General features: G+C 27.9%; 24 protein-coding genes. 16 read left to right on the forward strand and 8 right to left on the reverse strand.

All coding sequences use genetic code 11. The features are described 5' to 3' along the window. Positions 1 to 23: 23 nt before the first annotated feature. The 4 genes from C4N20_RS12920 to C4N20_RS12935 all read right to left on the reverse strand — a co-directional run bounded on the left by C4N20_RS12920 (position 24) and on the right by C4N20_RS12935 (position 4,704). Positions 24 to 557: a phosphatase PAP2 family protein gene (locus C4N20_RS12920; protein ID WP_005978060.1), complete on the reverse strand. Its 534-nt coding sequence runs from the start codon at positions 555 to 557 to the stop codon at positions 24 to 26. Beyond that, the gene (locus tag C4N20_RS12925) at positions 541 to 1,035 is read right to left on the reverse strand and encodes a hypothetical protein (RefSeq protein ID WP_005978057.1); all 495 of its coding nucleotides are present in this window, start codon (positions 1,033 to 1,035) and stop codon (positions 541 to 543) included. The genes C4N20_RS12920 and C4N20_RS12925 overlap by 17 nt, the downstream gene beginning before the upstream one ends. 428 nt (positions 1,036 to 1,463) lie before the next feature. Continuing rightward, the gene (locus C4N20_RS12930; protein ID WP_005978055.1) at positions 1,464 to 2,057 is read right to left on the reverse strand and encodes a sigma-70 family RNA polymerase sigma factor; all 594 of its coding nucleotides are present in this window, start codon (positions 2,055 to 2,057) and stop codon (positions 1,464 to 1,466) included. 397 nt (positions 2,058 to 2,454) lie between these two features. After that, positions 2,455 to 4,704, reverse strand: a complete 2,250-nt coding sequence (locus C4N20_RS12935) for a sensor domain-containing diguanylate cyclase (protein ID WP_005978054.1) — start codon at positions 4,702 to 4,704, stop codon at positions 2,455 to 2,457. Between the two features lie 427 nt (positions 4,705 to 5,131). On the opposite strand from C4N20_RS12935, the gene C4N20_RS12940 reads away from it, so the two are divergent. Continuing rightward, complete coding sequence (locus C4N20_RS12940; protein ID WP_005978052.1) at positions 5,132 to 5,512, forward strand: hypothetical protein; 381 nt, start codon at positions 5,132 to 5,134, stop codon at positions 5,510 to 5,512. 70 nt (positions 5,513 to 5,582) lie between these two features. Here C4N20_RS12940 and C4N20_RS12945 read toward each other — a convergent pair whose 3' ends face one another. Beyond that, the gene (locus C4N20_RS12945) at positions 5,583 to 6,248 is read right to left on the reverse strand and encodes a YoaK family protein (protein ID WP_005978050.1); all 666 of its coding nucleotides are present in this window, start codon (positions 6,246 to 6,248) and stop codon (positions 5,583 to 5,585) included. A gap of 455 nt (positions 6,249 to 6,703) precedes the next feature. On the opposite strand from C4N20_RS12945, the gene C4N20_RS12950 reads away from it, so the two are divergent. Both C4N20_RS12950 and C4N20_RS12955 read left to right on the forward strand, forming a co-directional pair. Further along, a complete protein-coding gene (locus tag C4N20_RS12950; protein ID WP_005978048.1) occupies positions 6,704 to 7,222 on the forward strand; it encodes a hypothetical protein in 519 nt (172 codons plus the stop codon). 296 nt (positions 7,223 to 7,518) lie between these two features. Continuing rightward, entirely contained in the window at positions 7,519 to 7,716 is a 198-nt protein-coding gene (locus C4N20_RS12955) for a cold-shock protein (protein ID WP_005978046.1), read from the forward strand. 211 nt (positions 7,717 to 7,927) lie between these two features. Here the strand turns inward: C4N20_RS12955 and C4N20_RS12960 are convergent, their stop codons facing one another. Then, positions 7,928 to 8,338: a DUF6173 family protein gene (locus tag C4N20_RS12960; protein WP_005978045.1), complete on the reverse strand. Its 411-nt coding sequence runs from the start codon at positions 8,336 to 8,338 to the stop codon at positions 7,928 to 7,930. A 203-nt stretch (positions 8,339 to 8,541) separates the two neighbouring features. Between C4N20_RS12960 and C4N20_RS12965 the strand changes: the two genes are divergently transcribed. Then, positions 8,542 to 8,814: a hypothetical protein gene (locus C4N20_RS12965; RefSeq protein ID WP_005978044.1), complete on the forward strand. Its 273-nt coding sequence runs from the start codon at positions 8,542 to 8,544 to the stop codon at positions 8,812 to 8,814. Positions 8,815 to 9,007: 193 nt separating this feature from the next. On the opposite strand, the gene C4N20_RS12970 is transcribed toward C4N20_RS12965, so the two are convergent. Further along, positions 9,008 to 9,622, reverse strand: coding sequence for a hypothetical protein (locus C4N20_RS12970; RefSeq protein ID WP_005978043.1), 615 nt, complete (start codon positions 9,620 to 9,622; stop codon positions 9,008 to 9,010). 15 nt (positions 9,623 to 9,637) lie between these two features. Continuing rightward, a complete protein-coding gene (locus C4N20_RS12975; RefSeq protein ID WP_005978042.1) occupies positions 9,638 to 10,378 on the reverse strand; it encodes a hypothetical protein in 741 nt (246 codons plus the stop codon). Positions 10,379 to 10,588: 210 nt separating this feature from the next. Here C4N20_RS12975 and C4N20_RS12980 point away from each other — a divergent pair, with 210 nt between their 5' ends. The 12 genes from C4N20_RS12980 to C4N20_RS13035 all read left to right on the forward strand — a co-directional run bounded on the left by C4N20_RS12980 (position 10,589) and on the right by C4N20_RS13035 (position 26,593). Then, complete coding sequence (locus C4N20_RS12980; RefSeq protein WP_005978041.1) at positions 10,589 to 10,924, forward strand: hypothetical protein; 336 nt, start codon at positions 10,589 to 10,591, stop codon at positions 10,922 to 10,924. 80 nt (positions 10,925 to 11,004) lie between these two features. Beyond that, complete coding sequence (locus tag C4N20_RS12985; protein ID WP_005978040.1) at positions 11,005 to 11,199, forward strand: hypothetical protein; 195 nt, start codon at positions 11,005 to 11,007, stop codon at positions 11,197 to 11,199. A 12-nt stretch (positions 11,200 to 11,211) separates the two neighbouring features. Next, complete coding sequence (locus tag C4N20_RS12990) at positions 11,212 to 11,850, forward strand: DUF4253 domain-containing protein (RefSeq protein ID WP_005978039.1); 639 nt, start codon at positions 11,212 to 11,214, stop codon at positions 11,848 to 11,850. Between the two features lie 464 nt (positions 11,851 to 12,314). Next, on the forward strand, positions 12,315 to 13,691 hold the full coding sequence (locus tag C4N20_RS12995; RefSeq protein ID WP_005978038.1) for an APC family permease: 1,377 nt from the start codon (positions 12,315 to 12,317) through the stop codon (positions 13,689 to 13,691). 29 nt (positions 13,692 to 13,720) lie between these two features. Further along, positions 13,721 to 15,349: an amidohydrolase gene (locus C4N20_RS13000; RefSeq protein ID WP_005978037.1), complete on the forward strand. Its 1,629-nt coding sequence runs from the start codon at positions 13,721 to 13,723 to the stop codon at positions 15,347 to 15,349. A gap of 250 nt (positions 15,350 to 15,599) precedes the next feature. After that, positions 15,600 to 17,822: a bifunctional diguanylate cyclase/phosphodiesterase gene (locus tag C4N20_RS13005; RefSeq protein WP_005978036.1), complete on the forward strand. Its 2,223-nt coding sequence runs from the start codon at positions 15,600 to 15,602 to the stop codon at positions 17,820 to 17,822. Between the two features lie 323 nt (positions 17,823 to 18,145). Further along, on the forward strand, positions 18,146 to 20,299 hold the full coding sequence (locus C4N20_RS13010) for a sensor domain-containing diguanylate cyclase (protein ID WP_231940505.1): 2,154 nt from the start codon (positions 18,146 to 18,148) through the stop codon (positions 20,297 to 20,299). Between the two features lie 207 nt (positions 20,300 to 20,506). Next, a complete protein-coding gene (locus C4N20_RS13015) occupies positions 20,507 to 21,691 on the forward strand; it encodes a MalY/PatB family protein (RefSeq protein ID WP_005978032.1) in 1,185 nt (394 codons plus the stop codon). Positions 21,692 to 21,837: 146 nt separating this feature from the next. Further along, positions 21,838 to 23,898: a sigma 54-interacting transcriptional regulator gene (locus C4N20_RS13020; RefSeq protein WP_005978029.1), complete on the forward strand. Its 2,061-nt coding sequence runs from the start codon at positions 21,838 to 21,840 to the stop codon at positions 23,896 to 23,898. Positions 23,899 to 24,081: 183 nt separating this feature from the next. Then, positions 24,082 to 24,333, forward strand: coding sequence for a hypothetical protein (locus C4N20_RS13025; RefSeq protein ID WP_005978026.1), 252 nt, complete (start codon positions 24,082 to 24,084; stop codon positions 24,331 to 24,333). Positions 24,334 to 24,343: 10 nt separating this feature from the next. After that, positions 24,344 to 25,324, forward strand: a complete 981-nt coding sequence (locus C4N20_RS13030) for a D-cysteine desulfhydrase family protein (protein WP_005978024.1) — start codon at positions 24,344 to 24,346, stop codon at positions 25,322 to 25,324. Between the two features lie 30 nt (positions 25,325 to 25,354). Further along, on the forward strand, positions 25,355 to 26,593 hold the full coding sequence (locus C4N20_RS13035) for a dicarboxylate/amino acid:cation symporter (RefSeq protein WP_005978021.1): 1,239 nt from the start codon (positions 25,355 to 25,357) through the stop codon (positions 26,591 to 26,593). Positions 26,594 to 26,661 lie beyond the last annotated feature (68 nt).

Consider the following 26,661-nt stretch of genomic DNA (forward strand, 5'->3'; position numbering starts at 1 on the left):
CCCTGAGATATGGGGAGTTTTTACTATGTATTAATAAATTTATTATACAATTTTACAGAAACAATTCCTAAAATACACCCGATAACAGCCCCCATTATTACATCACTAGGATAGTGTACAAAGAGATATAACCGTGAGTACCCTATTATAAAAGCAAAAATAAATGCACATATTCCCCATTTTTTATTCTGAGAAAATAATACAGCTGCTGAAGCAAAAGATGCCATTGTATGCCCAGAAGGAAAAGAAAAATCTTTTGGAGCAGAAATCAGTAATTGTGTAAAATTAACCAGATCAAATGGTCTTATTCTTCTGACTAAAGGTTTAAGAATAATATTTCCAATTAATGCACATAGAAAAATCGAGATAAACATCATTATTCCAATTTTTCTGTATTTCTTTATAACCATAAGAACACAAGCAAGCACTATCCAGAAAATCCCAACATTTCCTAATTTTGTCACTAAGGGCATAAACTTATCAAGAAAAAGATTTCTATGATGTTCTTGAATGTAGAATAAAATCTGTATATCAGTAGATTCAAAAAGATGAAGCATTATTCCTCCTAACATAATCTTCTATTTTTATAAACTTTTCAATTTTTCTTTCTATTCCTTTAATTCTTTTTGTTATGAAAGTAGTATCCATACCAGTTTCTTTATAAATTTTATCTTGATCAATATCAAGGATAAGAAGATTCAAAAGCTGGTTCTCCATTTTTGTCAAATGAGTTTTAAGAAAAAATTTAAATGAATCATTGGAAAAACTGCTGCTGTAATATGTTATATCAGAATTTTCAAAGATTATGCTTAATATTTTATTTTTTTTATTTGTTTTGCTCACAAATTTTAGCTGGAGATAAATATAATGAAATACAATTTCAGAAAAAATCTTAACTATTTTAGAAATAAAAGATTTAAGAAATTCTTTTAAAATTTCAGCATATTTTTCATAAAAAAGAAAATCCTGAACTTTAAAAGTGATAATAATAGAAGATGTCAACTTTGTATTGGATGAAATTGAAAAATTTTTCATAAAATAACCTCCTATTAGTTAAGACTAATTTTGTTTGCAACAAATATTAACATATTATTACAATATTATAGCATAGGAAATATTTTAAGTAAATCAAGATTAATAATAATATTTTAAAAATAACAAGATTTAAAGATATAATTTAATTAAGAAATAAAATAAAAATTAATCATTAAAAAATTTATAAAAATAATTAAATTTAATTTTTTATAAAAAATATGTTATAATGTTAAAAATTTAATTTAATCATTTTATGACTTATAGGTGGAAGTGGTCAGTTGAGAGTAAAATTATTTTTAATTATGTTGGGAATTGGTTTAATGGGAGTAGTAGTGGCTGAACTCCTATTTTTAGAAAAATTAATGATTTAAAAAAGCATCAATCCCTTTACACAGCACTACAGAACTGCGTAAAGGGATTGTTCTTGATTATTCTTTTTCATATTCTTCAATGAAAGTTTTTAGTTTTTTCTTTATTCTTTGGATACTGTTGTCTACAGATTTTAATTCTCTTCCAGTCTTTTCTGCTATTTCAGTATAAGTCATTTCAGCAAGCATATATTCAAAAATCTCATTTTCCATAGGGCTTAAATGTGTTTTTAAATATTTGTTTAAATACTTCATTTTCTCTTTACTTAGATAAATTTCTTCTGGATTATAAAAATTGAAAGATTTGTTGTCATATGTAAGATCTGCTTCATCTTCATCATCAGAAGAAGTAGAAACTGCCATATTTAATATTCTGTTTTTTCCAGAGTTAGAATTTTTTAATGCAGTTATAATTTGACGTTTGATACATAATAGAGCAAAGGTTGTAAAAGAAGCATTCTTATTTTCATCATAAGCATTAATGGCTTTTAAAAGCCCAATCATAGCTTCCTGCATAACATCTTCTCTATCACCACCATGAAAGAAGTATTTTTTTGTTTTGAAAATCATAAGTTGTTTAAAGCTTTCAAAAATTTGTTGTATGGCGTCTTCATCACCCTCTTGAGCGGCATGAATAGTGTGAATATTTATCATTTTTTTTCCTCCTTAAGTAAATTAAGTTTATGTACAAAATGATAAAATCTTCTCCCAGTATTAATATAGAAACATTTAACGAATATATTATAACGAAAAAAAATTTTTTTTCAATAGAAAAATAAAAAAATATTAAAAAATATAAAATTACTTTTGTAATATTATTGGTTTGAAAATACTAAAAAAACAGACAGTGAGGTGGTTTGTGAACGAAAGTATATAAAAAAAATCATAATTTATTTGTATACGAAAAAAAATTTTGATTTTTTTAAAAATAGTTTTATTTGTTTAAAAAAATAACAGAATATATTAATATAAAAGCACGTTAAAAAACATATAATAATAAAAAAGATACCCCTAATCCATTGATTAGAGATATCTATAAAAATAAAAGGTTTCATTCATAAAAAGCAAAAGAATTTTTAGAAGTATTTTTTATATTATAAAGAGCAATATCAGATTTTTTGTATAACTCCTGAAATGTAGTTCCATCTTGTGGAAATACAGCTACTCCAATAGAAACAGAAATAGCTACTGAAAGGTCAGAATGGCTGTAAGTTATTGTAAAATCATTCAAAACTTTTTTTAAAGTTTTACTTAACTCTTCTCTGGAAGAAATATTTTTTAAAAATACAATAAATTCATCTCCGCCTAATCTTCCAATAATACTTTGCTCCTTGAAACGTTCTATTAACTTTAGAGATAATTCCTGAAGAGCAATATCCCCCATTACATGACCAAGAGTATCATTAAGAGTTTTAAAATTATCCAAATCCAAGATAATAAAAGCATGTGAAGAGCCCTTATCTTCTTTTGAATTTTCTAAGAAATTATCAATATGTTTTTTTATGGCTCTGCGATTGTATAGAGAAGTTAGGGGATCTTTTTCCGACATTTCTTTAAGTTCTTTTATATTAGAAATATCCTTTATAAGAAGTATTCCCTTTATTTCATCAGTAGATATTTTTTTTATTACTCTGATACAGCATTCAGTCCAGATATATTTCCCTTTGTTATCTTTTATACGATAATCAGCTTTAAATTCATTGACACCATTAAAATATGAAAGCAGCATATTTTTTCTGGAAAAACTTTCTCTTACATTCTGGATATCTTCAGAATGGATTTTATGCTTTATAAAATATTCAAAAAGTTTGTCATAATTTTTCTTTTTGCTGGATTTATTTAAAAGATTAATTGTATTTTTAGATAAATTTATCTCATATGTATAAATATTATCAGTCTGTAAAGCTTCGCAATATTGTTTTTCTAAGAATAGAGAAACCTCATTTTCTTTTTCTTCAGTAACATTTTCAATAACTCCAACAGTTCTTATTATATTCTTATTTTCATCAAAAATATTAGTAAGTGTAAGTCGTTCCCAAAGATAAGAATTATTGCTGATTTGAACTCTGATAACTCCAGAAGAATTCTTTACATTTTTATTAAATATTCTTTCATAGATTTTTAGAAATTCGCCAACAGATTCCTCACAAACAAAATTATTTTCAACAAGGCTTTCAGGGACATTTTCAATTACTTGATTAAGCTGATGCCTTTTAGGAACTGAATTTTTAAATGTAAGGGTTTTGGTATTCTGATTGTATTCAAAAGCTACGTTGGAAGTTCTATCCATAGCAACTCTGAATATTTCCTCATCCAATTTGAGTCTTTCATTACTTTGGATTAGTTCATCTTTTGCTTTTTTATTAAAATAGATAATAGAAATCATTCCAAGTATAAAAATAATAAACATTTTTATAGAAAATTTTGTCATGAGGGATTGAATAAAATTTAGACGATTTTGCATAGCATCTACAGAAATAACAGATATTATATACCAATTATTTATTCCTAAAGGACTGTAGTAAGCAAATTCTCTACTTCCATTATGCGTATATTCCATAAAACCATTTTTTAAATTTAAAATATCATTTTCAATTTTTTCTCGAATATTATTTTTATTAAAAGTTGCATTTGAAAAAAATTCCCAAATATTATTTTCTGATATAGTTTTATCTATATTAGAAGACTTTAATATAAATTCCTGCGAACTGCTTGTCAATAAAATATATCCATTCTTAGCCTGCATACTTTCATGGAGCAGAAAAGAAAAAGTAGAGAGTTTATAGACTCCACAAACTATCCCTATTGTTTTATTGTGTCTAATAATAGGAACAGCTTCCAGAAATATCTGAGTTCCTTTTTCAAAAAGTGAATCAGTAATTTCTGTTATTTCATGAATTCCGTTTATTGAACTTGCAAAGTATTTTGTATGTGCAACATTATGAATATCACCACTTGAAAAGTAAGCCTTACCATCTTTATCCGCTATAAAAACTCTGTCAAATTGAGTTAAATTTTTTAATTTTATTGCAAGATCAAGAATATCTTTAGTATCCATATTTTCATTATAGGTAAAAATATTAGCAGCACTTTCCAAAACCATCATATTATTTTTTAAATGGTTTTTAACTATTGTACTTTGAAGCATAGCTCTGTATTCTAGTTTATCCTTGTAAAGTTCCATTTCATTGGCATAAAAAGATTTGAAAAAATTTGCTATTGAGAATGCAGAAAAAATAAATATAAGAAAAAGACTGGCAGTCAGCATAAAATACTTGTTTAATTTATTAAAAATCCCCATAACATCCATCCCCTTTTATTCAAGTAGAAATCAATTATGTATTATAAAAGTATTGTTTAAAATGCTCTTTTGTTTATTATAATATAATTAAAGGAAAATATCAATGTTAATTTCGTATTAAAGGTAATAATTAATTTTAAAGAATAAATGAAAAACACAATAAATATATTTATTTATAATAAGTCATTTACTGGAAATAATTTATAAAATTCAACAGAATTTATATATGGCAGAATTACCATTGGGAGAAGTTCATGTATAAATAAAGATATTATCATAAATTAATTTTTTATATTTCTTTCTTTAATACTAAAATTGAAAATAACAGGAAAATTTAATTGTTAAAATATATGTTAAAAGTTATAAACAGATGGTATAATCAATATATACTATAAAAGAGAGACGATGAAATAGGGTGGGGATAGAAATGAAAAGAATTGTAAAAAATAATTTAGATCAGCAGTTAATAAATTCCATGGTGCTATATCATGAACTTTTAAAAGAATCTTTCAAGAAAAGAGAAAGAGTAAAAAGTAAAATTATTGTTCCTGAATTTAATTATTCAGAATTGGTATATTATACAGAACTAAAAAATACTTTAGAATGTTTAAAACATAACTACAGAGAATTGTTGAAGTATATTAAAATTGAGAATTATTCACCTATGCTGAAGGTAATATTTTTATATGATTATGAATATTGTGTTCCTACAGTGATAAACATGACTTTAAAGGAATTTTTAGCAAGTGATTTATATATAGGAAAAGAGGAAATAAATATAAAGCCAAGAGATATTGGAATATACTAAGATTTATTTGAAATTAAATAAAAAACACCTTTAATTAAATTTTAAAGGTGTTTTTTTTATCATAGATGAATTAATTGTTTTCACATTTAATCAGAGAAGCTAAGAAAAGCAGAACAATACAGCATAGCCAGATTGCATATGTTCCACATAAAGTACTTAAAACTCCTCCAAAGAATATTCCCACAGGAAAAGAAAAAACTAAAATGAAATATTTAGAAGCAACTTTTATAGATTCTATGTCTTTTTTTATTAAAACGTCACCAATATGTGCTCCAAGACTTCTTAAATTTCCAGTAGCAATGGTACTGTTGTGCACATTGCCATTATATTTTCTAAAATTACTTAACTGAAAAGTTGTTATTACAGAAAGTAAAAAGTTTACTATATTGTTAGAAAAAGAAGTAGAAATAAATCCAACTCCTAATAAAATGATAAGTTCTGTCAGTAAAAGTGCTTTTTGAAGTTTTGGTACTTCATAATCTTTTAAAGTAAATTTTAATAATTGAGCAAATACAGCACCTAAAAGACACCCTGAAATAGGAACAACACTAGAGATAAGCATATTGAAATCATTTTCATATAATGATAATCCTATTTTAGCCATATTTCCTGTATGCATACTGACAAAAGCTTGTCCTCTTGTAAAGAACGCATACGCATTAATAAATCCCCCAATGAAAGTAAGAAGACCCATAAAGATCAAACTTTCATCTACCTTATTTTTTTTCACTTCCATTTAAAATCCCCCTTAGTTATTCATAGCATTTTAGACTATATCATAATCAAAAACTATTTTCAATGAAAAATATATATAAAAATAAAAACCCTGTTTAAAAGTTCTGAATAAAAGGTAATTAAAAGAAAAAATAAAATTAAAGAAAAATAATTTTATTTCCTCTATATAGTATATTGTATACCATATTGTAATTAAAAAATAAAAGATAAAAATAATTTATATATCATATAAAAAAGATACATTTATTTGGATAAAATAAAATTTTTATTGAACTCTCTATTGCTGTAAAAGAACTTTGCAAATAGAAGAATAAAAAAATAAATCTAAAAAGTATGATATAATATATTATATTACAAAAAATCATAATTTTACTACTAAAAATTTATAAAAAATAAAATAGATTTTTAAGACATAATTTTTATCATATATGACGGCAAAGAAAACAGGGGGATTATATGGAAGATAGATTCGTTATTTTTACTGGAACAATTTGCAGTACTTATTTAAATAGAATGAGAGATTATGCTATGAGGGATTTAGAAAATGAAACTAAGAAGGGGAAAACTAATTTTTTAAAATTCTCTAAAATAGTAGAAAAAATTTATAATGAAAATAAAATAGAATCTCTAAATTTTTCATATGATGAAATAAGAAAAATAGAGGAAAAGAATAGAATAATTTTTTCATTGCCTTTTTCTGGAAGTGGGGAATTGCTGAAGGTATCACCTGATACAATAGATGGATTAAAGTTACCTGTAATGAGAAAGGAAGAAGAAATTATATTTTCTTTGAAAGAAACTGAGTTCAAAGATGAACATGAAATAAAAGAAGAACTGATAAATCTTTTGACTAAAATAAATGAAATTTGCAGCTTCTTAAAAAAAGAAATTGAAAACTATAATAAGGATCTTGCAAATATGCTGAAAGAAAAAAGTGTGGAATTATATGAAAAAATATCATTTAGAACCTGGTAAGATTTTTTTTAAAGTAATTATAAAGTGTTCAAGCTCTGAAAAAATGGGTACTAAAAAAGAAAAAATATAAATAAAAAATAAATGTGTACAAAATTTAAAAAATAGTGTATAATACTTGTATAGTGATAAAGAGATTTATATGTTTTGAAAAAATGTTTTAATATTTAATAAAGTTCTTTCTTTGAAATTACCATTAGTAAGTATTAAATTTTTTATCAACATTCTTAACAAGTTTAAGAATGCTATCAAAATGATAGGTTGGTATCATTAAAAAATTATATTTATGGAGGTAACAAATGAAAGGTACAGTTAAATGGTTTAATCAAGACAAAGGTTTTGGATTTATTACAGGTGAGGATGGGAAAGAAGTATTCGCTCATTATTCTCAAATCCAAAAAGACGGATTTAAAACTTTAGCAGAAAATGAAGAAGTTGTTTATGAAGTAACTCAAGGTCAAAAAGGACCTCAAGCTTCTAACATAAAAACTAGATAATTTTAAATAGATTAAGGTTAAGGAAACTTAGCCTTTTTTTTTATTTAAAAAATAAGCTACTCTTTTCATAAAATAAAAAAACTTTTTAATAAAAAAATAAAATAATTAAGGATAAATCACAAAAGAACTATCTGTTGTTGTAAGCAGACAGTTCTTTTTTATTAAAATTATTTGAAAAGTAATTAATTATTATAAATAACTTTCATAATAATTATATATTATCATCTGGATTTTCTTCTTTGTCATCTTCTTCATATTCAGATATAGTAGGCAGAGCAAAGCCAATACGTCTAGCAGGTTTTGTTTTATCCTCTCTTTCAACAAAAGTAATCAAGAAGTTAAGCTGGCTGATATGCTGTATTAATTGAGCCTCTTTTCCTTCTACAAATCCATAAAAATATAGTATGTCAGGGTTTTGATAACCAATATCTGTAACAGACATTACAACAGAAGAACCAAAAGAAGCAAGTTTTAAAGCAATTTCATGATCTTCATCTAATATCTCTTCAAATTCTCTAATTTGTTCTACCAGTTTTTCATATTTCCAATCAGCCATATTATAGTCACGAGGCAATGTTTCTTCTATAACATCTGGTAGTTTAGGTTTTTTATCTTTAGCCATAAATCCTCCCTTGATATATTGAATCAGAAATAAAAAACAGCAATTTTTCTCTTAATACTCTATGAAATGATGAATATTTAAATGATCTTTTATTTTATATTATAACATAAAATAATTAGGGAATTAAATAATTATTATAAAATAAAGGAAAGGGAAAACCAGCCTAGAATTATATAGTAACTAAAAATATGGAGGCGGAAGTTATGAAAAAAGTAAAAGAGGATTTAAATGAAGTTAAAGAAGCAATAAAAAAGACTAAAGACGATTTAAAAGAGGTAACTAAAGAAAAAGCTCATGAAAAGAAAAAAGATATAAAAGAAAAAGCTGATTATTTAAAAGAGGATATAAAAAACACTGCTAAAGAGGTCAAAGAGGATATAAAAGAAAAAACTAAAAAAGCAAAAGATACTGTAAAAGAAAAAGTAGAAAAGGATAAAGAAAAATTAAAAGAAATAAAAGAAGTTATAAAAAAATAGTACGAAAAAGAAAAGAGCTTCAATTTAATGAGGCTCTTTTGTATTTAGCATATTTTACATATCATAATCTTTTTTATTACTCTTATACTGCTTATAAATAAAAAATATACCTATAAATAAGATAAGAAAAACTATTACAAAAGATAAAGTTAATAAAAGTATCCTCACAAATACCTCCTTATAAATGAACATTCTAATTATACCTTACTGTATCTCTATACCATTCTTTTTGTTTTTTATATTCTTTTGAAAGAAAGCCTTTGCTTACTTTTATTTGAGGGGAGTTAGAGAGTATTTTTCTTAGCAGTCCTTCAAATAAATGAATTTTATTATATTCTAATAAAATTTTAACTTTTTTACCATCAATTTTATAAAGGTATACCATTAAAGAATTTCTGTATCTTTGAATTATTTTATGAGTATGTATCCATATTACTGAATTAATATCCAGCCTTTCAAGTGAAAATCCTCTGTTAATTATAAGAATATTATCTCGAAGCAGTAAAGGGAGAGAATAAATACTAAAATTAAGAGAAAGATTTTTCTCCTCCTCAGTGAGAAGAGATTCAAAAGCATCTTGATTTTTCCAGATGGATTTCCATGCAAAAAACCAGATAATACAAGCAAAGAAAACAACTACTGTAATAATAGAAACAGCCAAAATAGCATCTCTTCTTCTTGCTGGACCAACAAGCTCTACAGGAAATCTAGTAGCTTCTTTATAGAGAACAGCAGCAAAGAATATATTAATACTCAGCAAAATTCCCCATACTGAAAATAGAGATAAATATTTTATTTTATTTTTCATAAAATTATTCTCCTTTTATCTAAAATCACTCTCTTTTGGAATATTTCCTTCTGCTATTATAGATTCAAATTTTTCAACTGCATTCTCAACTGCTTCATCATTTTCTAAATTCAATGCTTCATCCAGCAGGACTCTAAATACATTTTCAAGTTGATAATCATAATAGTCATATTCATTAGTCCATTCTGCTAATCCCTTCAAAAATTCATCTAAGTTGCCATCTTTTTTTAGGTTTTCAGTAAGCTTTTCTGCATCATCTATTGTGAATATTTCAAGATTATGCTGACTGTGAACAAAGCTGTGAGCATACAAAAGTGGATATATTACTTTGCTCCAGCCATATTTTTTTATTATACGAGCAAAACTTTCTTCAAAATAACTTGGTTCTTCATGATCTGGGTTTGTACTTTGAAATAATTCTGCATAGAGAAGTACATCTTTTTCATTAACCAGTGCCAGTTCTGTTGCAAAAAATGAACCACCAGCAGATTCTCCATCTAATGAAACTTCATCTTCTGGACTATTGAGGTTTATTAGTTTTCCTACTATTTTACGCATTAATGGATGAAGTTCTGGATATTTTACAGCTTGTTTAGCAAAATATTCCTCAATCACTCCTATAGAGTCATCTTCATTTTCAAAATCTTCCCATAAGATATCAAAATACCAGTTGTAATCATCTTGCTCTGACTTATCAATTCCTTTTGATATTGCTTTTAGTTTCTTTTCAAGCCATTCTTTTGTGAGTTTTGCCATTATAAATCCTCCTTGTAGTAGCAATGTTGTTATAGATAATAGTATCATTTATCTTAATTGCATACAAGAAAGTAGTACTTGCTTTTTGTCAATTAGCAGTTGATAAAAAATAGAAGGAAATTAATATCAACAATATAACATAAAACCTCTATATTTTATATTTATAATATAAAAAGTATAAAATAGTTAAATGGTATTATGGAGGGAAGTATGAGAAATAAACAGGATATTTTAAATTTGGAAAAAGAAATAATAGAGAAAAAATCTTTGCCTTATTCGAGAGATGAAGCAAGAAAAGAACTTTTGGTAAGTAAATGTTTTAGAATTAGCAAAAATCATAAAAATTTTGAGTTTAATATTTTAAATATAGGAAAATTTAAAGGAAAAATGGAAGATTTAGTAGAAAAAATTAATAATTCTAATTTAACAATGTTAAAGACAAAATCTTGGACAGAAGTTGGAGCTTATTCTATCAGCCATCCTAATTTAATAAAGCTGAATGAAAATCATGAAGTATTTAAAATATTGAAACATTTCGAAGTATAGCAAAAAAGATATTCAAAATTATTTTTAAATATTTTTGTTATTAATAAAATTATAAACTTTGATAAAATCGTGGGGGAAGAATGAAAAAAATAATTATGTTTCTTTTTATCATTTTAACAACTGTTTGTATTGCTGGACAACTTGTGTATATAACACCTAAAGGAAAGAAATATCATTCTACTAAAAATTGCAGAACTTTAGCAAGAAGTAAGGTTATTAAGGAAATAAAATTATCTGAAACAGGCAGAAGACAGCCTTGTAAAGTTTGCTACTAGGGGAGGATTTATATGAGGAAAATAATTGTATTAGGAGTATGCCTGATTTTATTATGCAGTTGTGTGAAAAAGAATAATTTATCAAGTAATGAAGAAAAGTTATTAAATGAAATAGGCTTTGATAAAGAGTTGATTGCAGAAGCAAAATCAATCATAAAAAGTGATTTTAAACAACTGCCGGCTATTGAGCAGGAAACAGGAGATATACTGAAAGATCAGTATTTTAATGGGATTTATTTTGAAAAGTATAATGATAAATATGTAAAGATAAAAGAAAAACTAGAGAAAAATAACTATAGAGTTTTTTTGTTTGAGATCAGCTATCCTGAAAAACATATTGCTGTAATAAAAGGAAATGATAAATTTGATGTTTTAAAATATAGAAGGACAGATGGGATTAATTATGGACTGCAAACAGAGGATATTATAAATAAAATTTCAGAATGGGATAAGAAATATGGAGTAAATATAGTTGGATGTGGACGAGATTGGGTATGGATAGAACTTAATAAACTGCCAAAAGATTTAGATATGTTTTCTGAAGAGGTATACGAATTCTGTCCTGATATAGTAGATCAGGGTGTAGGAGACATGAAAAAATTAAAAGATTCAATAAAAGTAAATAAAGAATTGTTTTTATGGTGGGATTAAAGATAAAAATGTCATTAAAAATTATATATATTATGACAAACATTTAATATGTAAATATTTATAATTAGAATTTACTGGAATAAAAATAAATGAAAAACTGACTAATTTAGAAGGAGGGAATTTTTCTCTATAAGTCAGTTTTTTTATTTTCTAAGGATGAAAATTTGGATATTAAGCAAAAAAATATAAATTGTGACTGAAACTTTGTATACATTTTCAAAAAAAATCGTATACAAACACTTTTGCTCGATGTAAAAATTATAGTTTTTGTCATAATTATAGACAGAACAATTTATATATGACGCTTATGGATTGTATACAAACGTTATATTTTTAATTACTAAAAAAATAGACTATAATCATATCAATACATAAAAATTAAATATCTTTTAAACTTTAAAAAAGAAGGCCAATCTTATATTAAACTAGAAGATTAAAGTTTAAGAGAAGCAGGAGGATTAGGTATGAGTACAAATGAGGCATCGGAATTAAAACGGGAAATTGGGGTATTTGGTGGAATTAGTATTATTGGTGGAATAATGATAGGGGCAGGAATATTTTATATAGGTTCTTATGTTCTTATGAGAGTTGGAATGAATATTGGATTAGCATTAATATGCTGGTTGATAGGTGGACTTATCAGTCTGATGGGTGGATTATGTTATGCTGAATTGGGAAGCATGATGCCTAAAGCTGGAGGAGCTACAGTATATTTGAATGAAGCATATCATCCAATAGTAGGATTTATGTCAGGAATGTCATCATGTTTGCTGGCTGGACCCGGTTCAATAGCAGGACTTTCAATAGCACTTATTGCATCTTTTAGAACTTTTACTACTATAAGTGATGTTGGATTGAAAGCCTTGGCTGTAATGCTGATAGTTTTTCTTACTGTGTGCAACTGTTATGGAGTAAAGAAAGCTTCTGTACTTCAAAATGTATCAATGGTAGCAAAACTAGTGCCTATTCTTTTGATAATGATTTCAGCTCTGTTTATGGGAAATATTTTCCCAAATGTTTCATTATCTACAGTAAATGAAGCAGCTCAAAGTACAGGAAGAAGTGTTATCGGAATGATAGCTTTTGCTGTGGTAGCAACATTGTGGGCATATGATGGATGGCAGAATCTAAATGCTCTGGCAGAAGAAATAAAAGAACCTCAAAGAAATTTACCTCTATCCCTTGCAATAGGTATTGGTGGAGTAATTATATTATATATGCTTTTTAACTTTTCTATATTCCGTGTTCTTCCAATGGAAGATATCAAGAATATGATAGCTAAAGGAGATTATTATTTAGGAACAGAAGTAGCAAGAAGAATATTTGGAAACACTGGAGCAGTAATAGTTGTTATAGGAATGATACTGGCTATCTTCGGTTCATTAAATGGATTGATACTGTCAGGACCGCGTGTATATTATGCTTTGGCAAAAGAGGGGCATTTCTTTAAAATGTTTTTAAATGTACATCCGGTTTATAAAGTTCCAACAAATGCAATTATAGCTCAGGGGATAGTTTCAATAACTCTTGTATTGTCACGTAATCTTGAACAATTAGCTACTTTGGTTGTATTTACTGGAATGATCTTTAAACTTCTGACTATATTATCAGTTGTAGTGTTCCGTAAAAAATATCCAAATATGGAGCGTCCATACAAGGTAATAGCTTATCCAGTAACTGTTATTATAACATCTCTGGTATTCTTGGGATTGATATTAAATAACCTTGCGAAAGATCCAGTAAACTCTATTTTAAGCTGTGCTGTTCAAATATTTGCAGTGGCTTTGTATATGTATTTTGATAGAAAAATAAAAAAAGAAAAAATGAATGAAGAGATATAACATATATTTTCTAATATGAGGAGGCAAAAATGGAAACATTGTTTTATAATGCAAAAGTATATTTAGAAAGAGAAAAATTTGCTGAAGCTGTTTTGGTAAGAGATGGAATAATAGCAAAAATTGGAACAGGTGATGAGCTTTTAAAAGAAGCAGGTAAAGATTGTAAAAAAATAGATTGTCAGAAAAAAACAATAATTCCCGGACTGAATGATTCTCATATGCACTTATTGGTATTAGGAGAGTCTCTTCAGACAGTAAAGCTTACAAACAGCAAATCTATTGATGAAATAATAGAAAGATGCAGAAAATTTATAAAAGAGAATCCTGAATTATCAAAGAATGGAGTATTTGCTATAGGATGGAATCAGGATTTATTTGAAGGAGACAAGAGAATACCTAATAGACATGATGCAGATAAAATTTCTACAGAAATTCCAATTATTTTGAGAAGAGTATGTGGACATCAAATGGTGTCAAATACAAAAGCAATAGAAATGCTGGGAATAGATGGAAGCTCTGAGCAGTATGAGGGAGGAACATTTGAGATAGGGGAAGATGGATATCCAAATGGAATATTTACTGAAAATGCCTGCCGTCACTTGAGAAAGGTTATTCCTGAATTTTCATTGGAAGATAGAGAAAGAATGGCTATTGAAGCTATGAAGCATGCTGTTTCTTTTGGAGTGACAAGTGTACAGAGTAATGACTTGGGAGCAGTTGTTTTAGGAGAAAAGGACAAATATTTTAAAATGTTCTGTAAAATATATGAAGAGGGAAAAGGACTCCTTCGTTACCATCATCAAATAACATTCCAGTCACCTGAAGAATTAAAAGAATATGCAGAAAATGGAGAGCTTGTGAAAGGTAATTACCCAGAAGATTCATGGGTGACATTAGGACCATTGAAATTATTTAAAGATGGAAGTCTGGGAGCCAGAACAGCAATGCTTGAAAATGATTATGCTGATGATCCTGGAAATCGTGGGGAAGAAAGATTCGATGAGAAATATATAGAAGATTTATGTAAAGCTGCTGATGAACACGGGATGCAGATAGTTACTCATGTAATAGGAGATGCAGCTACAAATAGTGTAATGAAAACATATGAGAAATTGATAAAAGATGGAAAAAATCCACTGCGTCATGCATTGATTCACTGTCAGATAACTAACAGGAAAATGCTTGAAAATATAGCTGAAAAAAATGTTTTGGTAATGTATCAGCCAATATTTTTAGACTATGATATGCATATAGTAGAGTCAAGATGTGGAAAAGAACTTGCTTCAACATCTTATGCATTTAATACTTTGGATAAATTAGGCGGAAAAATTTCTTATGGAACAGACTGCCCAGTGGAAGGATGTAATCCTTTCCCAAATATATATTGTGCAGTAACTCGTAAAGATCTGAAAGGAAGCCCAGCAGAAGGATTCTATCCAGAGGAATGTGTAGATATATATACAGCTGTTGATGCCTATACTGAAGGAAGTGCTTATGCTGAATTTATGGAGAATAAAAAAGGAAGAATAAAAGAGGGATTTTATGCAGATATGGTCATATTAGATAGAGATATATTTACAGTAAACCCACTTGAAATAAAAGATATTCAACCTCTATTGACTATGGTTGGTGGAAAAGTAGTATATGAAAAAAAATAGAATAAAAAAGAATAACCTATAAATTCAAATATAAATACAGTATTTAAAACTGTTAATTGTTGAATTGTTAAAAATTTAATTTTAGGATGCTCTCTTTTATAATAGACGGAATAATGAAAATTTGTCTATTGTGAAGGGAGCATTTTTTAACTTTAAAGAACTTATTAGTTTGTAATTACGAAAAAAATTTGTTATAATGAAAACGTGATTCTATTGGTTCATATTTAAAAAAGAAATTGGAGGAAAGACTTTGGGGAACAAATCTGAAATATCTTATTTTTTAAGTATTAAAAAAGTAGTTTTTTGCATGGTGGCTTTAGTAGTAATAATAAGTTCGATTGCTGTAACTTATAACCAGAAAGCTATAAATAAGGAAATGGAAAAATATCTTTATGAATTATCCATTCAATCAAAAAGTAAAATAAATACTAGAATTGATTCTAATTTTTCAATTTTATACTCAATAAAAAGGTATATAAAAGATAAAAAGATGAGTGAAGATGAGATCAGAGATTATATAAAGTATTTAAAACATTGCTATCCTTTCGACTGGATTGGATATGTAGATGCTAATGGAGATGCTGTAATTTCAAATGGAGAAAGGGAAAATTTTTTAAAACATCCTGTTATTAAAAGAGCATTAGAAGGTAAGGGAGGAATAAGCAACAATATTAAAAATATATTTGGTGAAGATGGAATTCTTTATACTGTTCCATGTGATTCCACAAATAAAGGAGTTATTGTAGGATTCACTCCAGCATTTACTTTAAAGCGTCTTTTATTCAGTGAGTCATTTAGTGGAGAAGGATTTTCACATATAATTAACAGAGATGGAGATTTTATTCTTAAAGCAGAAAATAAGAATTCTAAAACTAAAGGAAGCAATTTTTTTGACAATTTAAAAACAATAGAGATTAATAATGGATCATTAAAAGAGATAGAAAAAGATATTTCAGAAGGGAAAACTGGAAATATTAATTTTGTGCTGGAATCTATAAAATTTACTCTTAATTATATGCCGTTGAAAAATGGAGAATGGTATGTATTATCTATTGTTCCAACTGCTGTATACTCATCGCAATTACTAAGTTATACCAGATATAATTTAGCAATTATATTTGTTTCTATGTTGGTATTTTTAGGAATGTTTATCTGTATTTTAAAACTGACATCTAAAAAGAATGAGGAAATAAGTAAAATAGCTTATGAAGATCCAATAACAAAAGGATTTACATCAGCACGTTTTGAGATAGATGTTAGGAAAAGACTTACAGAAAAAGAATTTAAACCTTTTACACTTGTATCATTGGATATTCGTAAATTTAAACTTATAAACGAATCCTTTGGAGAGGAAAAAGGAAACTTTGTATTAAGATATGTTCATGACTGTATAAAGAGAAGTCTTGGTAAGAATGAAAGTGTATCTCGTATTTCTTCAGATACATTTAATATTTTGCTGGATTCCATTGATGAAAGTGAAATAAAATGCAAAATGAAAAATCTTTCTGCATTAATAAATGAATTTAATACTGATGTAGAAACACCATATTATTTATCTATTGATTGTGGTGCTTATATAGTTAAGAACGAAAATTTAAATGTAATAGTAATTCGTGATCGTGTTAATCATGCTAGAAAAAACAGTAAAAATTCTTCTAATACTGAATTATTCTATAATTGTGTTTTCTATAATAATATTGAAATAGAAAACTCTTTGAAAGAAAAAAATATAGAAGATAATATGGAGCGTGCTTTAGAAAATAATGAATTTGTAGTTTATTTACAGCCTAAAGTTGAAATAAAAAGCAATAAAATAGCAGGAGCTGAAGCCCTTGTACGTTGGTTGGATCCTAAAAAAGGAATAATTCCACCTCTTGAATTTATTCCAATATTTGAAAAAAATGGATTTATAGGAAAATTAGATATTTATGTATTTGAAGAAGTATGTAAGATGATAAGAAATTGGCTGGATGAAGGAACTAATCCTGTTCCTGTATCAGTAAATTTATCTCGTATGCATTTACAAAATCCACATTTTTTGAAAAAATATAAAGAAATTCAGATGAAATATAATATTCCAGCTGATCTTTTAGAAATTGAATTAACTGAAACAATGGTATTTGAAAATTTTGAACATTTGAAAAAAATTATAGACGAGATACATCAAATGGGATTCTATTGCTCTATAGATGATTTTGGAAGTGGATACTCTTCTTTGAATCTTCTGAAAGAAATCCCTGTGGATATTTTAAAACTAGACAGAGTATTTTTCAGCAAAGAAAATGATGAAAGAGGAAATAATGTAATAGAGTCTATAATATCCTTAGCTAAAAAATTAAATATGACCACTATCTCTGAAGGTGTTGAAACAATATCACAAGTGGATTTCTTGAAAAAAATAAATTGTGATTTAGTACAGGGATATGTATTTTCAAAGCCCCTTAACAGAGATTCTTTTGAGAAAAATTTTTAAAAAAATAAAGATATAAAAGTAAAAAAATATGAGAACCCAAAAGTATAAAAATTAAAAAATAAATTAAATAAAGTGTACCATGAGAGTTAGATATAACTAATATTTAGAGGTACACTTTTTTTATTTCTATGAACAATTATCCCCTTAAAAATAAAATTATTCTTGATATTTGATAATAATCGTAATATAATATAAAAACATATTTTAACAAAAGAGAGGAAAAATAGAGTATGAAAATTTATAATAGATCAAATAAATTTTTTTTAGTGATTATTAGTTTTTTATTCATAGCTTTTGTCTCTCTTTTTTTTATTGGAAGATCATTGAGTAATTTTTATGAAGATGAAATAGAGATATATAAGAAGAATTTAGAACATTCTACTGTTCAACAGAGTTTTACCATAGAAAATTATTTGAAACATAATATGGCATTATTAAAAGGGGCAGCTAATACTTTTATGTTTGATAAAAATTTGACTAATGATGAAATTATTGAAATTACAAAGAATATTCAGAAATTAACAGAATTTGACAGAGTGTTTTTAGTTAAAAAAAATGGTGAAGCAGTTTTTTCAACAGGAGATATTATTAATATATCAGACAGAGATTATTTTCAAAATATAACAACTGCTAAAAATAAAATAGAGGAAGTAAAAGATGGAGTGTTTGATAAAGATATTAATCTGGTTATAACTTCAGTACCAATTATAAAAGACAATGAAGTGCAGGGAGCTGTTTGTGGAACATATAAAATGTCTACTTTTTCTTCAGCTGTCTATAATAATGTGAAAGATGAAAATGGATTTGTACTTTTATTAAATAGTTCACAAGAGTTTTTATTGAATTTTTCTACAAAAGACAAAGAGATAAATGAGAAGAATATGTGGGATTTTTTATCTGTTGTTGAAGTCAAAGGTCCTAATGGAATAGAAAAAATAAAAGAGGATATTTTTAATTCCAAAAGTGGTTTTTTAGAATATTCATATAAAGGAAATGAAGAGTTTGCATACTACACACCTTTAGGGATAAATAACTGGTATGTAATTTCTATTACTTCTACAATAGAAGCTCAAAAACGATTGGAATATATAGAGCAGTTGTTGTATGATCTTTCAATAAAAGTTTTAATTGCATTTATTCTTGGAATAATTCCTGTTATATATTTTAATAAAAAGGTCAAAGAAGAGCTGGAACTGGATAGAGAAATCTTTTATATTGCAATGGATAAAACTTCAAATATAGTTTTTGAATATGATAAGAATAAAAAAACTATACTGTTTAAAAATACTGTTACAGAAAATCATAGTGTGAGCAGGATGCTGGATGAGGAAAAAACATTAAAAGGAATACCAGAAAGTTTAATAGAGAATAATTTCATATGTGAAGAATCAATTTCAGAATATCTAAAAATGTTTGAAAAAATCTCCAGCCCGAATGTTAAAAGTGTATCAGGAGTAATGAGAGTAAACAATAATGGACATAGAACATGGGAAAGACTATCTTTAACTAATATAGTAGGCAAAAATAAAAAAATAGTACGCACTGTTGGAGTAGTGGAAAATATTACTGAGGAAAAAGAAAATGAATTTCTGTTATTTACAGAAAAACAATATCGTGAGGTATTGTTAGAAGATAATGAAACTACATATGAGATAAATATTTCCAAAAATATAATAAGCCTTCTTAATGATTCAACAAAGAAAAGAAACTATGATGAGTATTTAGAAGACTTTACAAGAGAGCAGATATATCCTGATGATATTGAGAATGTCAAGAAAATATGTTCAAGAGAAAATATGATAAGGCTGTATAGTGAAGGTAAAAGTGAATTTAAAGTAGACTATCGTATAAAAGATAAAAATGGAAATTTTAAATGGGAAGAGTGTAAAGTTCGTTTGATAAAAAAACTTGATACAGAAGAATTGAAAGGGATAGTTTTAGTGAAAGATATTTCTAATATGAAGCAGTTAATTGAAATATCTGAAAAAGATTCATTGACTTTATTGTATAATCGAAGAACTACTAAACTGGCAGTAGATGAAATTTTAAGAAAAAAATTAGAAGGAAAATCGCAATTTCATGCTTTTTTGATTTTAGATTTAGATAACTTTAAAATGTTGAATGATAAATTTGGACATATGAAAGGTGATAGTGTTTTACAGGAAGTAGCAGCTAAATTAACTGAGTATTTTGGGAAAAATGGAATTATAGGAAGATTAGGAGGAGATGAATTTATAGTTTTTGTAAAGAATCTTGTATCTATCAATGATCTGAAAAATACACTTAATAATATTTTAGAAGATATAAATATAACATATACTATTGAAGAAATATCAGTAACAATTTCTACTTCAATAGGAATTGCCCTTGCTCCTAAAGATGGAAATTCTTTTCAGGAATTATATAAAAAATCAGATATAGCTCTGTATTATGTAAAAAATAATAAAAAGAATGGATATTCATTTTATAAGAGTTAGCAGAAATATTTTAAATATTCTATATTAAAATCAGATAAATAGGTTAAATGGTTATTACAATTTAACCTATTTATTTTTTTCAGTGTCTAAATTCTAGAAAAAAGAGGCAATTTTTGAAAATATATGCAAAAAGATAAATGATATATTATGGCATAAAAATTGCTTTATATCTAAATATAAAATTTTTGATATATAAAAGGAGAGAGTATGAAATATTGTTTTGATGAAAAAATTGATAGAAGTAAAAATCACTCAGCTAAATGGGCAGAATTAGGGAAAAAATTTGGAACAGATGATTTATTCCCGATGTGGATAGCAGATATGGATATAAAAACAGCTCCTGAAATAGTTCAGGCAATGAAAGAAAAAGTAGAGCAGGAGATATTTGGATATGTTTACAGACCAGATTCATATTACAAAAGTGCAGCAGACTGGCTTGAGAGAAGATTTGGATATAAAATATCTGAAAAAACTCTTATTCACAGCCCGGGAGTAGTACCAAGTCTGTCTATTCTTGTAAAACTTATGACTAATGAAGATGAAAAAATATTGATACAAACACCTGTATATTATCCATTTGCTGAAACTATAAAGGATAATAAAAGAACACTTGTAACAAATGAATTAGTAAGAGATGAAAATGGATATTATACAATGAACTTTGCTGATTTAGAAGAAAAACTTTCAGATGAAAAAGTAACTTTATTTATTCTTTGCAGCCCTCACAATCCAGTGGGAAGAGTATGGAAAAAAGAAGAGCTGGCAAAAGTTGGAGAACTATGTCTTAAATATAATGTAAGAATAATAGCTGATGAAATCTGGAGAGACCTTATTATGCCAGGTGTTACTCATACTCCATTGGCATCTATCAGCAAAGAGATCGAGGATATTACAATAACTTGTTTTTCACCAACTAAAACTTTTAATATAGCAGGGCTTCAAGCTTCATTTGCTACATTCCCTAGAAAAGAAGAGTTGGAAAGATTTGATCGTGAATTGGGAATACTTGATATAAAAAGAAATAATCCATTCAGCTTAGTAGCTTTTGAAGCTGCATATACAAAATGCGATGAATGGGTAGACCAGTTAAATGAATTTTTAAGTAGTAATATGGACTATACAATAGACTTTATTGAGAAAAGAGTTCCAGAAATAAAAATCTGTAAAGCAGAGGGAACATATTTACTGTGGCTTGATTTTTCAGCTTTAGGATTCACAAAGGAAGAGTTATCTGAATTTATGAAAAGAGAAGCTAAAGTAGCTATGGATGATGGATACTGGTTTGGAGATAATGGAATTGGGTATGAGAGAATGAATATTGCATGTCCTAGATATATGCTTGAAGAGGGATTGACAAGAATAGAGAAAGCAGTAAAATCTCTAAGAAAATAAAAAGATAAAAAATTAATAGAATAATATTGAGAGTAACTAAAATTATATTATATATAATAGTTACTCTCTTTTTTATAATTTTTTTGAATCATTGAGATAAGAATGGTACAATAGGGATATAATAATGAAAAAGTCGAGGGGTGGAGATGAGAAAAAAAGTAGCTATAGTAACTAATGCTAAAGAGGTAATAAGTGCATATGCGACTCAGCTTAAAACTCTTTTTGGAGATCTTGTGGAAACTGAGCTGTATAACTTTGAAGATGGAAGTGCCAAAAATATAAAAAAGACTGATCTTTATCTTATATCTACAAGTGCGTGTGAATTTTTTGATGATAAGTTTTTAAAAAATAAAAATGTAGTTATATGTGATTTGACTATAACAAAGGACAAGCTGGAATTTCTTAAAAAATTTCCTGAGGGAACAAGAGCAGTTTTATTTAATGTAACAGTAAAAATGACTTATGAAACTATTTCATGCCTATATCATTTAGGAGTAAATAATATAGAGATGCTTCCGGGGTATCCACAGATGAAAGAACTCCCTGATGCACCAATAATAATAACACCAGCAGAGACGGCTCTTATATCTGAGAAATATTTAGATAGAGAAATAGTTGATATAGGGCATAGAGTGCTGGATGCTAATACTATAATAGAAATAGCATTGAAATTAGAATATGAACATATACTTTATTATAAAGAGATAAAAGAATATCTGAAAACAGTGGCTTCAAATGATTTCAGTCTTAATGAGATATTGGAAAAAGCGACAACAGCAGAAAGCCAGCTTCAGATATTGCTGAAAACTATGGATATAGGAATAGTTGGAGTGGATAAAGACAACTATGTATGTGCCTGCAACGAGGGAGCAGAGAAAATTTTAAGCAGAAAGACTGCTGCACTTCTTGGAGAAAGGGTGGATATTTTCTTTCCCTCAATACCTTTTGACGAGGTAAAGAAAAGTAAAAAAGAGATAAAATCAAGACTTATAAAAATAAATGACCAGCCTATAAACTTAAATATAACTCCAATAGTGAGAGCCGATAACTATATGGGGGCATTTGCTTTTATTCAAAAGTTCCAAGATGAAGAATTAAAACAGCAGGAATTAAGAAGACAGCTTATGAATAAAGGGCATGTGGCTAAGTACAATTTTGATGATATAATTGGAGATTCCCTTCAGATAACAAAGATAAAAGATATAGCTAAAAAAATGTCTAAGACTAATGCAGCAGTATTGATAACTGGTGAAAGCGGTACTGGAAAAGAATTGTTTGCACACTCAATACATAATTATTCTGAAAGAAAAGACTCCCCTTTTGTAGCAATAAACTGTGCAGCTATACCAGAGAATCTTCTGGAAAGCGAGCTTTTCGGATATGAAGAGGGAGCTTTTACAGGAGCAAAAAAAGGTGGGAAGATAGGATTATTTGAATTTGCTCATATGGGAACATTATTTTTAGATGAGATAGAGGGAATGAGCCCTTCGCTTCAAATAAAACTGCTGAGGGTAATTCAAGAAAAAGAGATAATGAAAATAGGAGGAGATAAGGTAATAAAAATAGATGTAAGACTTATTGCAGCTACTAATGAAAATCTTAAATCACTTATGAAAGAGGGAAAATTTAGAAAAGATTTATACTACAGAATAAATACCCTCCCAATAATCATACCTCCTCTTAGAGAAAGAAAAGAGGATATATCTTTATTGATGAATAAGTTTATAAAAGAAATAGGAGGAGAATTTATATTTTCCAAGAGGGCAAAGGAAGCATTTGATTTCTATAACTGGGAAGGAAATATAAGGGAAATGAAGAACTATGCTGAATTTTTTTCCTATTTAGATAAAGAGATAATAGAATATGAAGACCTTCCAGCTGCCATCACTGATTATTTTGAAGAGGAATATCAGAAAGAGTCTGATATAAAAGAAGAGAGCAGTGATGAGGAGAAATTAAGAAAAAAAGCCGGCAGCAGATACAGCAGTTATATTTTTATTATGAAAAAAATAAAAGAGAGCAATATAGCAGGAAAATCTTCTGGAAGAAAAGGGCTGGCAGCAGAGTGTAGTAAAAATAATATCATTCTCTCTGAACAGGAGATAAGAAAAATATTAAAAGATCTGGAAGAAATAGAGCTTATAGAAGTATATAAGGGAAGAAAAGGAAGTGTCCTTTCAGAGAAAGGAAGAAAATTCATAAAATAAATAGGTTGAAAAAGGGTAAATAGGATTTTTCTATTCACCCTTTTTATTTTTTTAAAAGAATAAAATTGAAAATATATGTTCTTTTTTAGATTAAATAACAGCTCTTAATTTTTTTATTTTTTTGGCATAAAAATTGCTTTTATAATTAGCAATTAAAAAAAAATAAAATCAGGAGGTTTAATTATGATCGTTGTAATAGGAAGTAATTTATGTTCAGATACTATGGGAGCAGTAGCAAAATTAAAAGAGGAAGGAATGGCATTTGAATTTCATGATATCTCAGCTAACCTTGATTGTTTAAAAGAATACCTTGAGCTTAGAGAAAAAAGTCCTCTATATGCTCCAGTAAAAGCAGAAGGAAGAATAGGAATTCCATGTTTCATAAAAGAAGATGGAACTGAAACTATGGATCTAGACGCTATATTGAAAAAATAAGGAGAAGAAAATGCAGAAAAAATTGAATTTAGCTAATTTTCCAACTAAGATAGAGAAACTAGAAAAAATTTCAAAAGATTCAGGAGTAAATATTTATCTAAAAAGAGATGATCAAACAGGATCAGAAATATCTGGGAACAAAATCAGAAAATTAGAATATTCTATATATGAAGCAATAGAAAACGGCTGCGATACATTGATTACTTGCGGAGGGATACAATCTAATCATGCGAGAGCAACAGCAGCAGCTGGAATAAAACTTGGGATGAGAGCAATACTTGTATTGAGATCAGATGAAACACCAGAACTTGAAGGAAACTATTTCTTAGATAAAGTAATAGGTGCAGATGTAAGAATAATATCAAGTGATGACTACAGAGAGAGAAGAGCTGAAATTATGAAAGAGATTAAGGCTGAATCTAATGCTGAAGGTCACAAAGCATATATAATTCCAGAAGGAGCATCTAATGGAATAGGAAGTCTTGGATATTATTCAGCTATGGAAGAAATCAAAGAGCAGGAAAAGGAGCTTGGTATAAAGTTTGACAGAATAGTTGCAGCTGTAGGTTCTGGAGGAACTTATGCAGGACTTTGCATGGGAAATGCTGAATTTTTTAATGGAGAGAAAAAAATTACAGGATTTAATGTATGTGATGATGCAGAGTTCTTCAAAAAAAGATCTGAGGAAATAATAGAGGAAGCTCAAAAATATTTAGACAAGAGTATCATTGTAAAAGCAGAAGATATGGATATAATTGATGGATATGTAGGGATAGGCTATGCACAAAGCAGACCTGAAGAATTAGAGTTTATTCAAAAGACTGCTAAAAAAGAAGGGGTAATATTTGACCCAGTGTATACTGGAAAAGCTATGTATGGAATGATGAACGAAATAGAAAAAGGAACTTTTGCAAAAGGTGAAAATGTACTTTTCATTCATACAGGTGGCTTATTTGGAATATTTTCTAAAAGAGATCAGTTTAAATTTTAAAGTATAAAACAGCACAAAAGGAGAAAGACAATGGCAGAAAATAAGAAGAAAAGTGTGTGGGAAGCATATAGATTTTCCATTATATTAGTGGGAGCTATACTGATAGGAAGTTTAGTTGGAATAAAAATGGGACCTAAGGCAGTTATGTTCAAACCTTTAGGAGATCTTTTCATAAATGGTATGTTCATGGTAGTAGTACCATTGGTTTTTGTTACAATAAGTGGTTCAATATCAGCAATGAGTGATATGGCAAGATTAGGAAAAATTTTAAAAAGTCTTTTATTAGTATTTGTATCTACTGGAGCAGTAGCCGCTGTACTTGTATTGATTGTAGTAAATATTTTTCCACCAGCAAAAGGTGTAGTACTTAGTATGCCTGCTGCTGAAGCATTAAAACCATTTTCTACAGGAGGTCAAATAGTATCTGCTCTTACAGTTACAGACTTCCCAGAACTTATATCGAGAAAAAATATGCTTCCATTAATACTATTCTCATTAGTATTTGGAATGTGTGTAAATTCAATAGGTGAAAAAGGAAAGATAATAGCTGGAGGACTTGAAGCGTTGTCAGAAGTTTTCCTAAAAATAATTGGATTATTAATGTATTATGCACCTATCGGACTTGGAGCTTATTTTGCTGCCTTAGTAGGAGAGCACGGAAAAGAACTTCTTGGATCTTATGCAAGAGCATTGGCAATATACTACCCTCTATGTTTTGTGTACATGGCTACAGCTTTCCCAGTATATGCATATATTTCTGGGGGAATGAGTGGAGTAAGAGCTTTAAAACATGTTATATCTCCAGCAATTACTGCTGTTGCTACTCAAAGTAGTATAGCGACTCTTCCAGTAAACTTAGAAGCTTGTGAAAATATAGGTGTACCAAAAGATATCAGAGAGATAGTACTTCCAATAGGAGCTACTGCTCACATGGATGGAACTGTACTTAGTACTATATTAAAAATATCATTCCTGTTTGGAATATTCCAGATACCATTTGCAGGTGTAGGAACTTATGTAAGTGCAATAATGCTTGCAATAGCTGGTGGAGTAGTAATGTCAGGAGTGCCAGGTGGAGGACTTATTGGGGAAATGTTAATCGTAACTATGTATGGATTCCCACCAGAAGCATTCCCTATCATAGCTACAATAGGATATCTTGTTGACCCTCCTGCTACAATGATAAATGCAAGTGGAGATACATTAGCATCTATGCTTGTAACTAGATTCGTAGAGGGAAAAGACTGGATGAAAAGAAACTTAGGATAATAGATATAGGTACCCTTAAATATAGAGAGGCAGACAAAAGTTTGTCTCTCTTTTTGTTTTGGGAGAAA

Source organism: Fusobacterium ulcerans, from assembly GCF_003019675.1.
In the GTDB taxonomy this organism is placed as follows: Bacteria; Fusobacteriota; Fusobacteriia; order Fusobacteriales; family Fusobacteriaceae; genus Fusobacterium_A; species Fusobacterium_A ulcerans.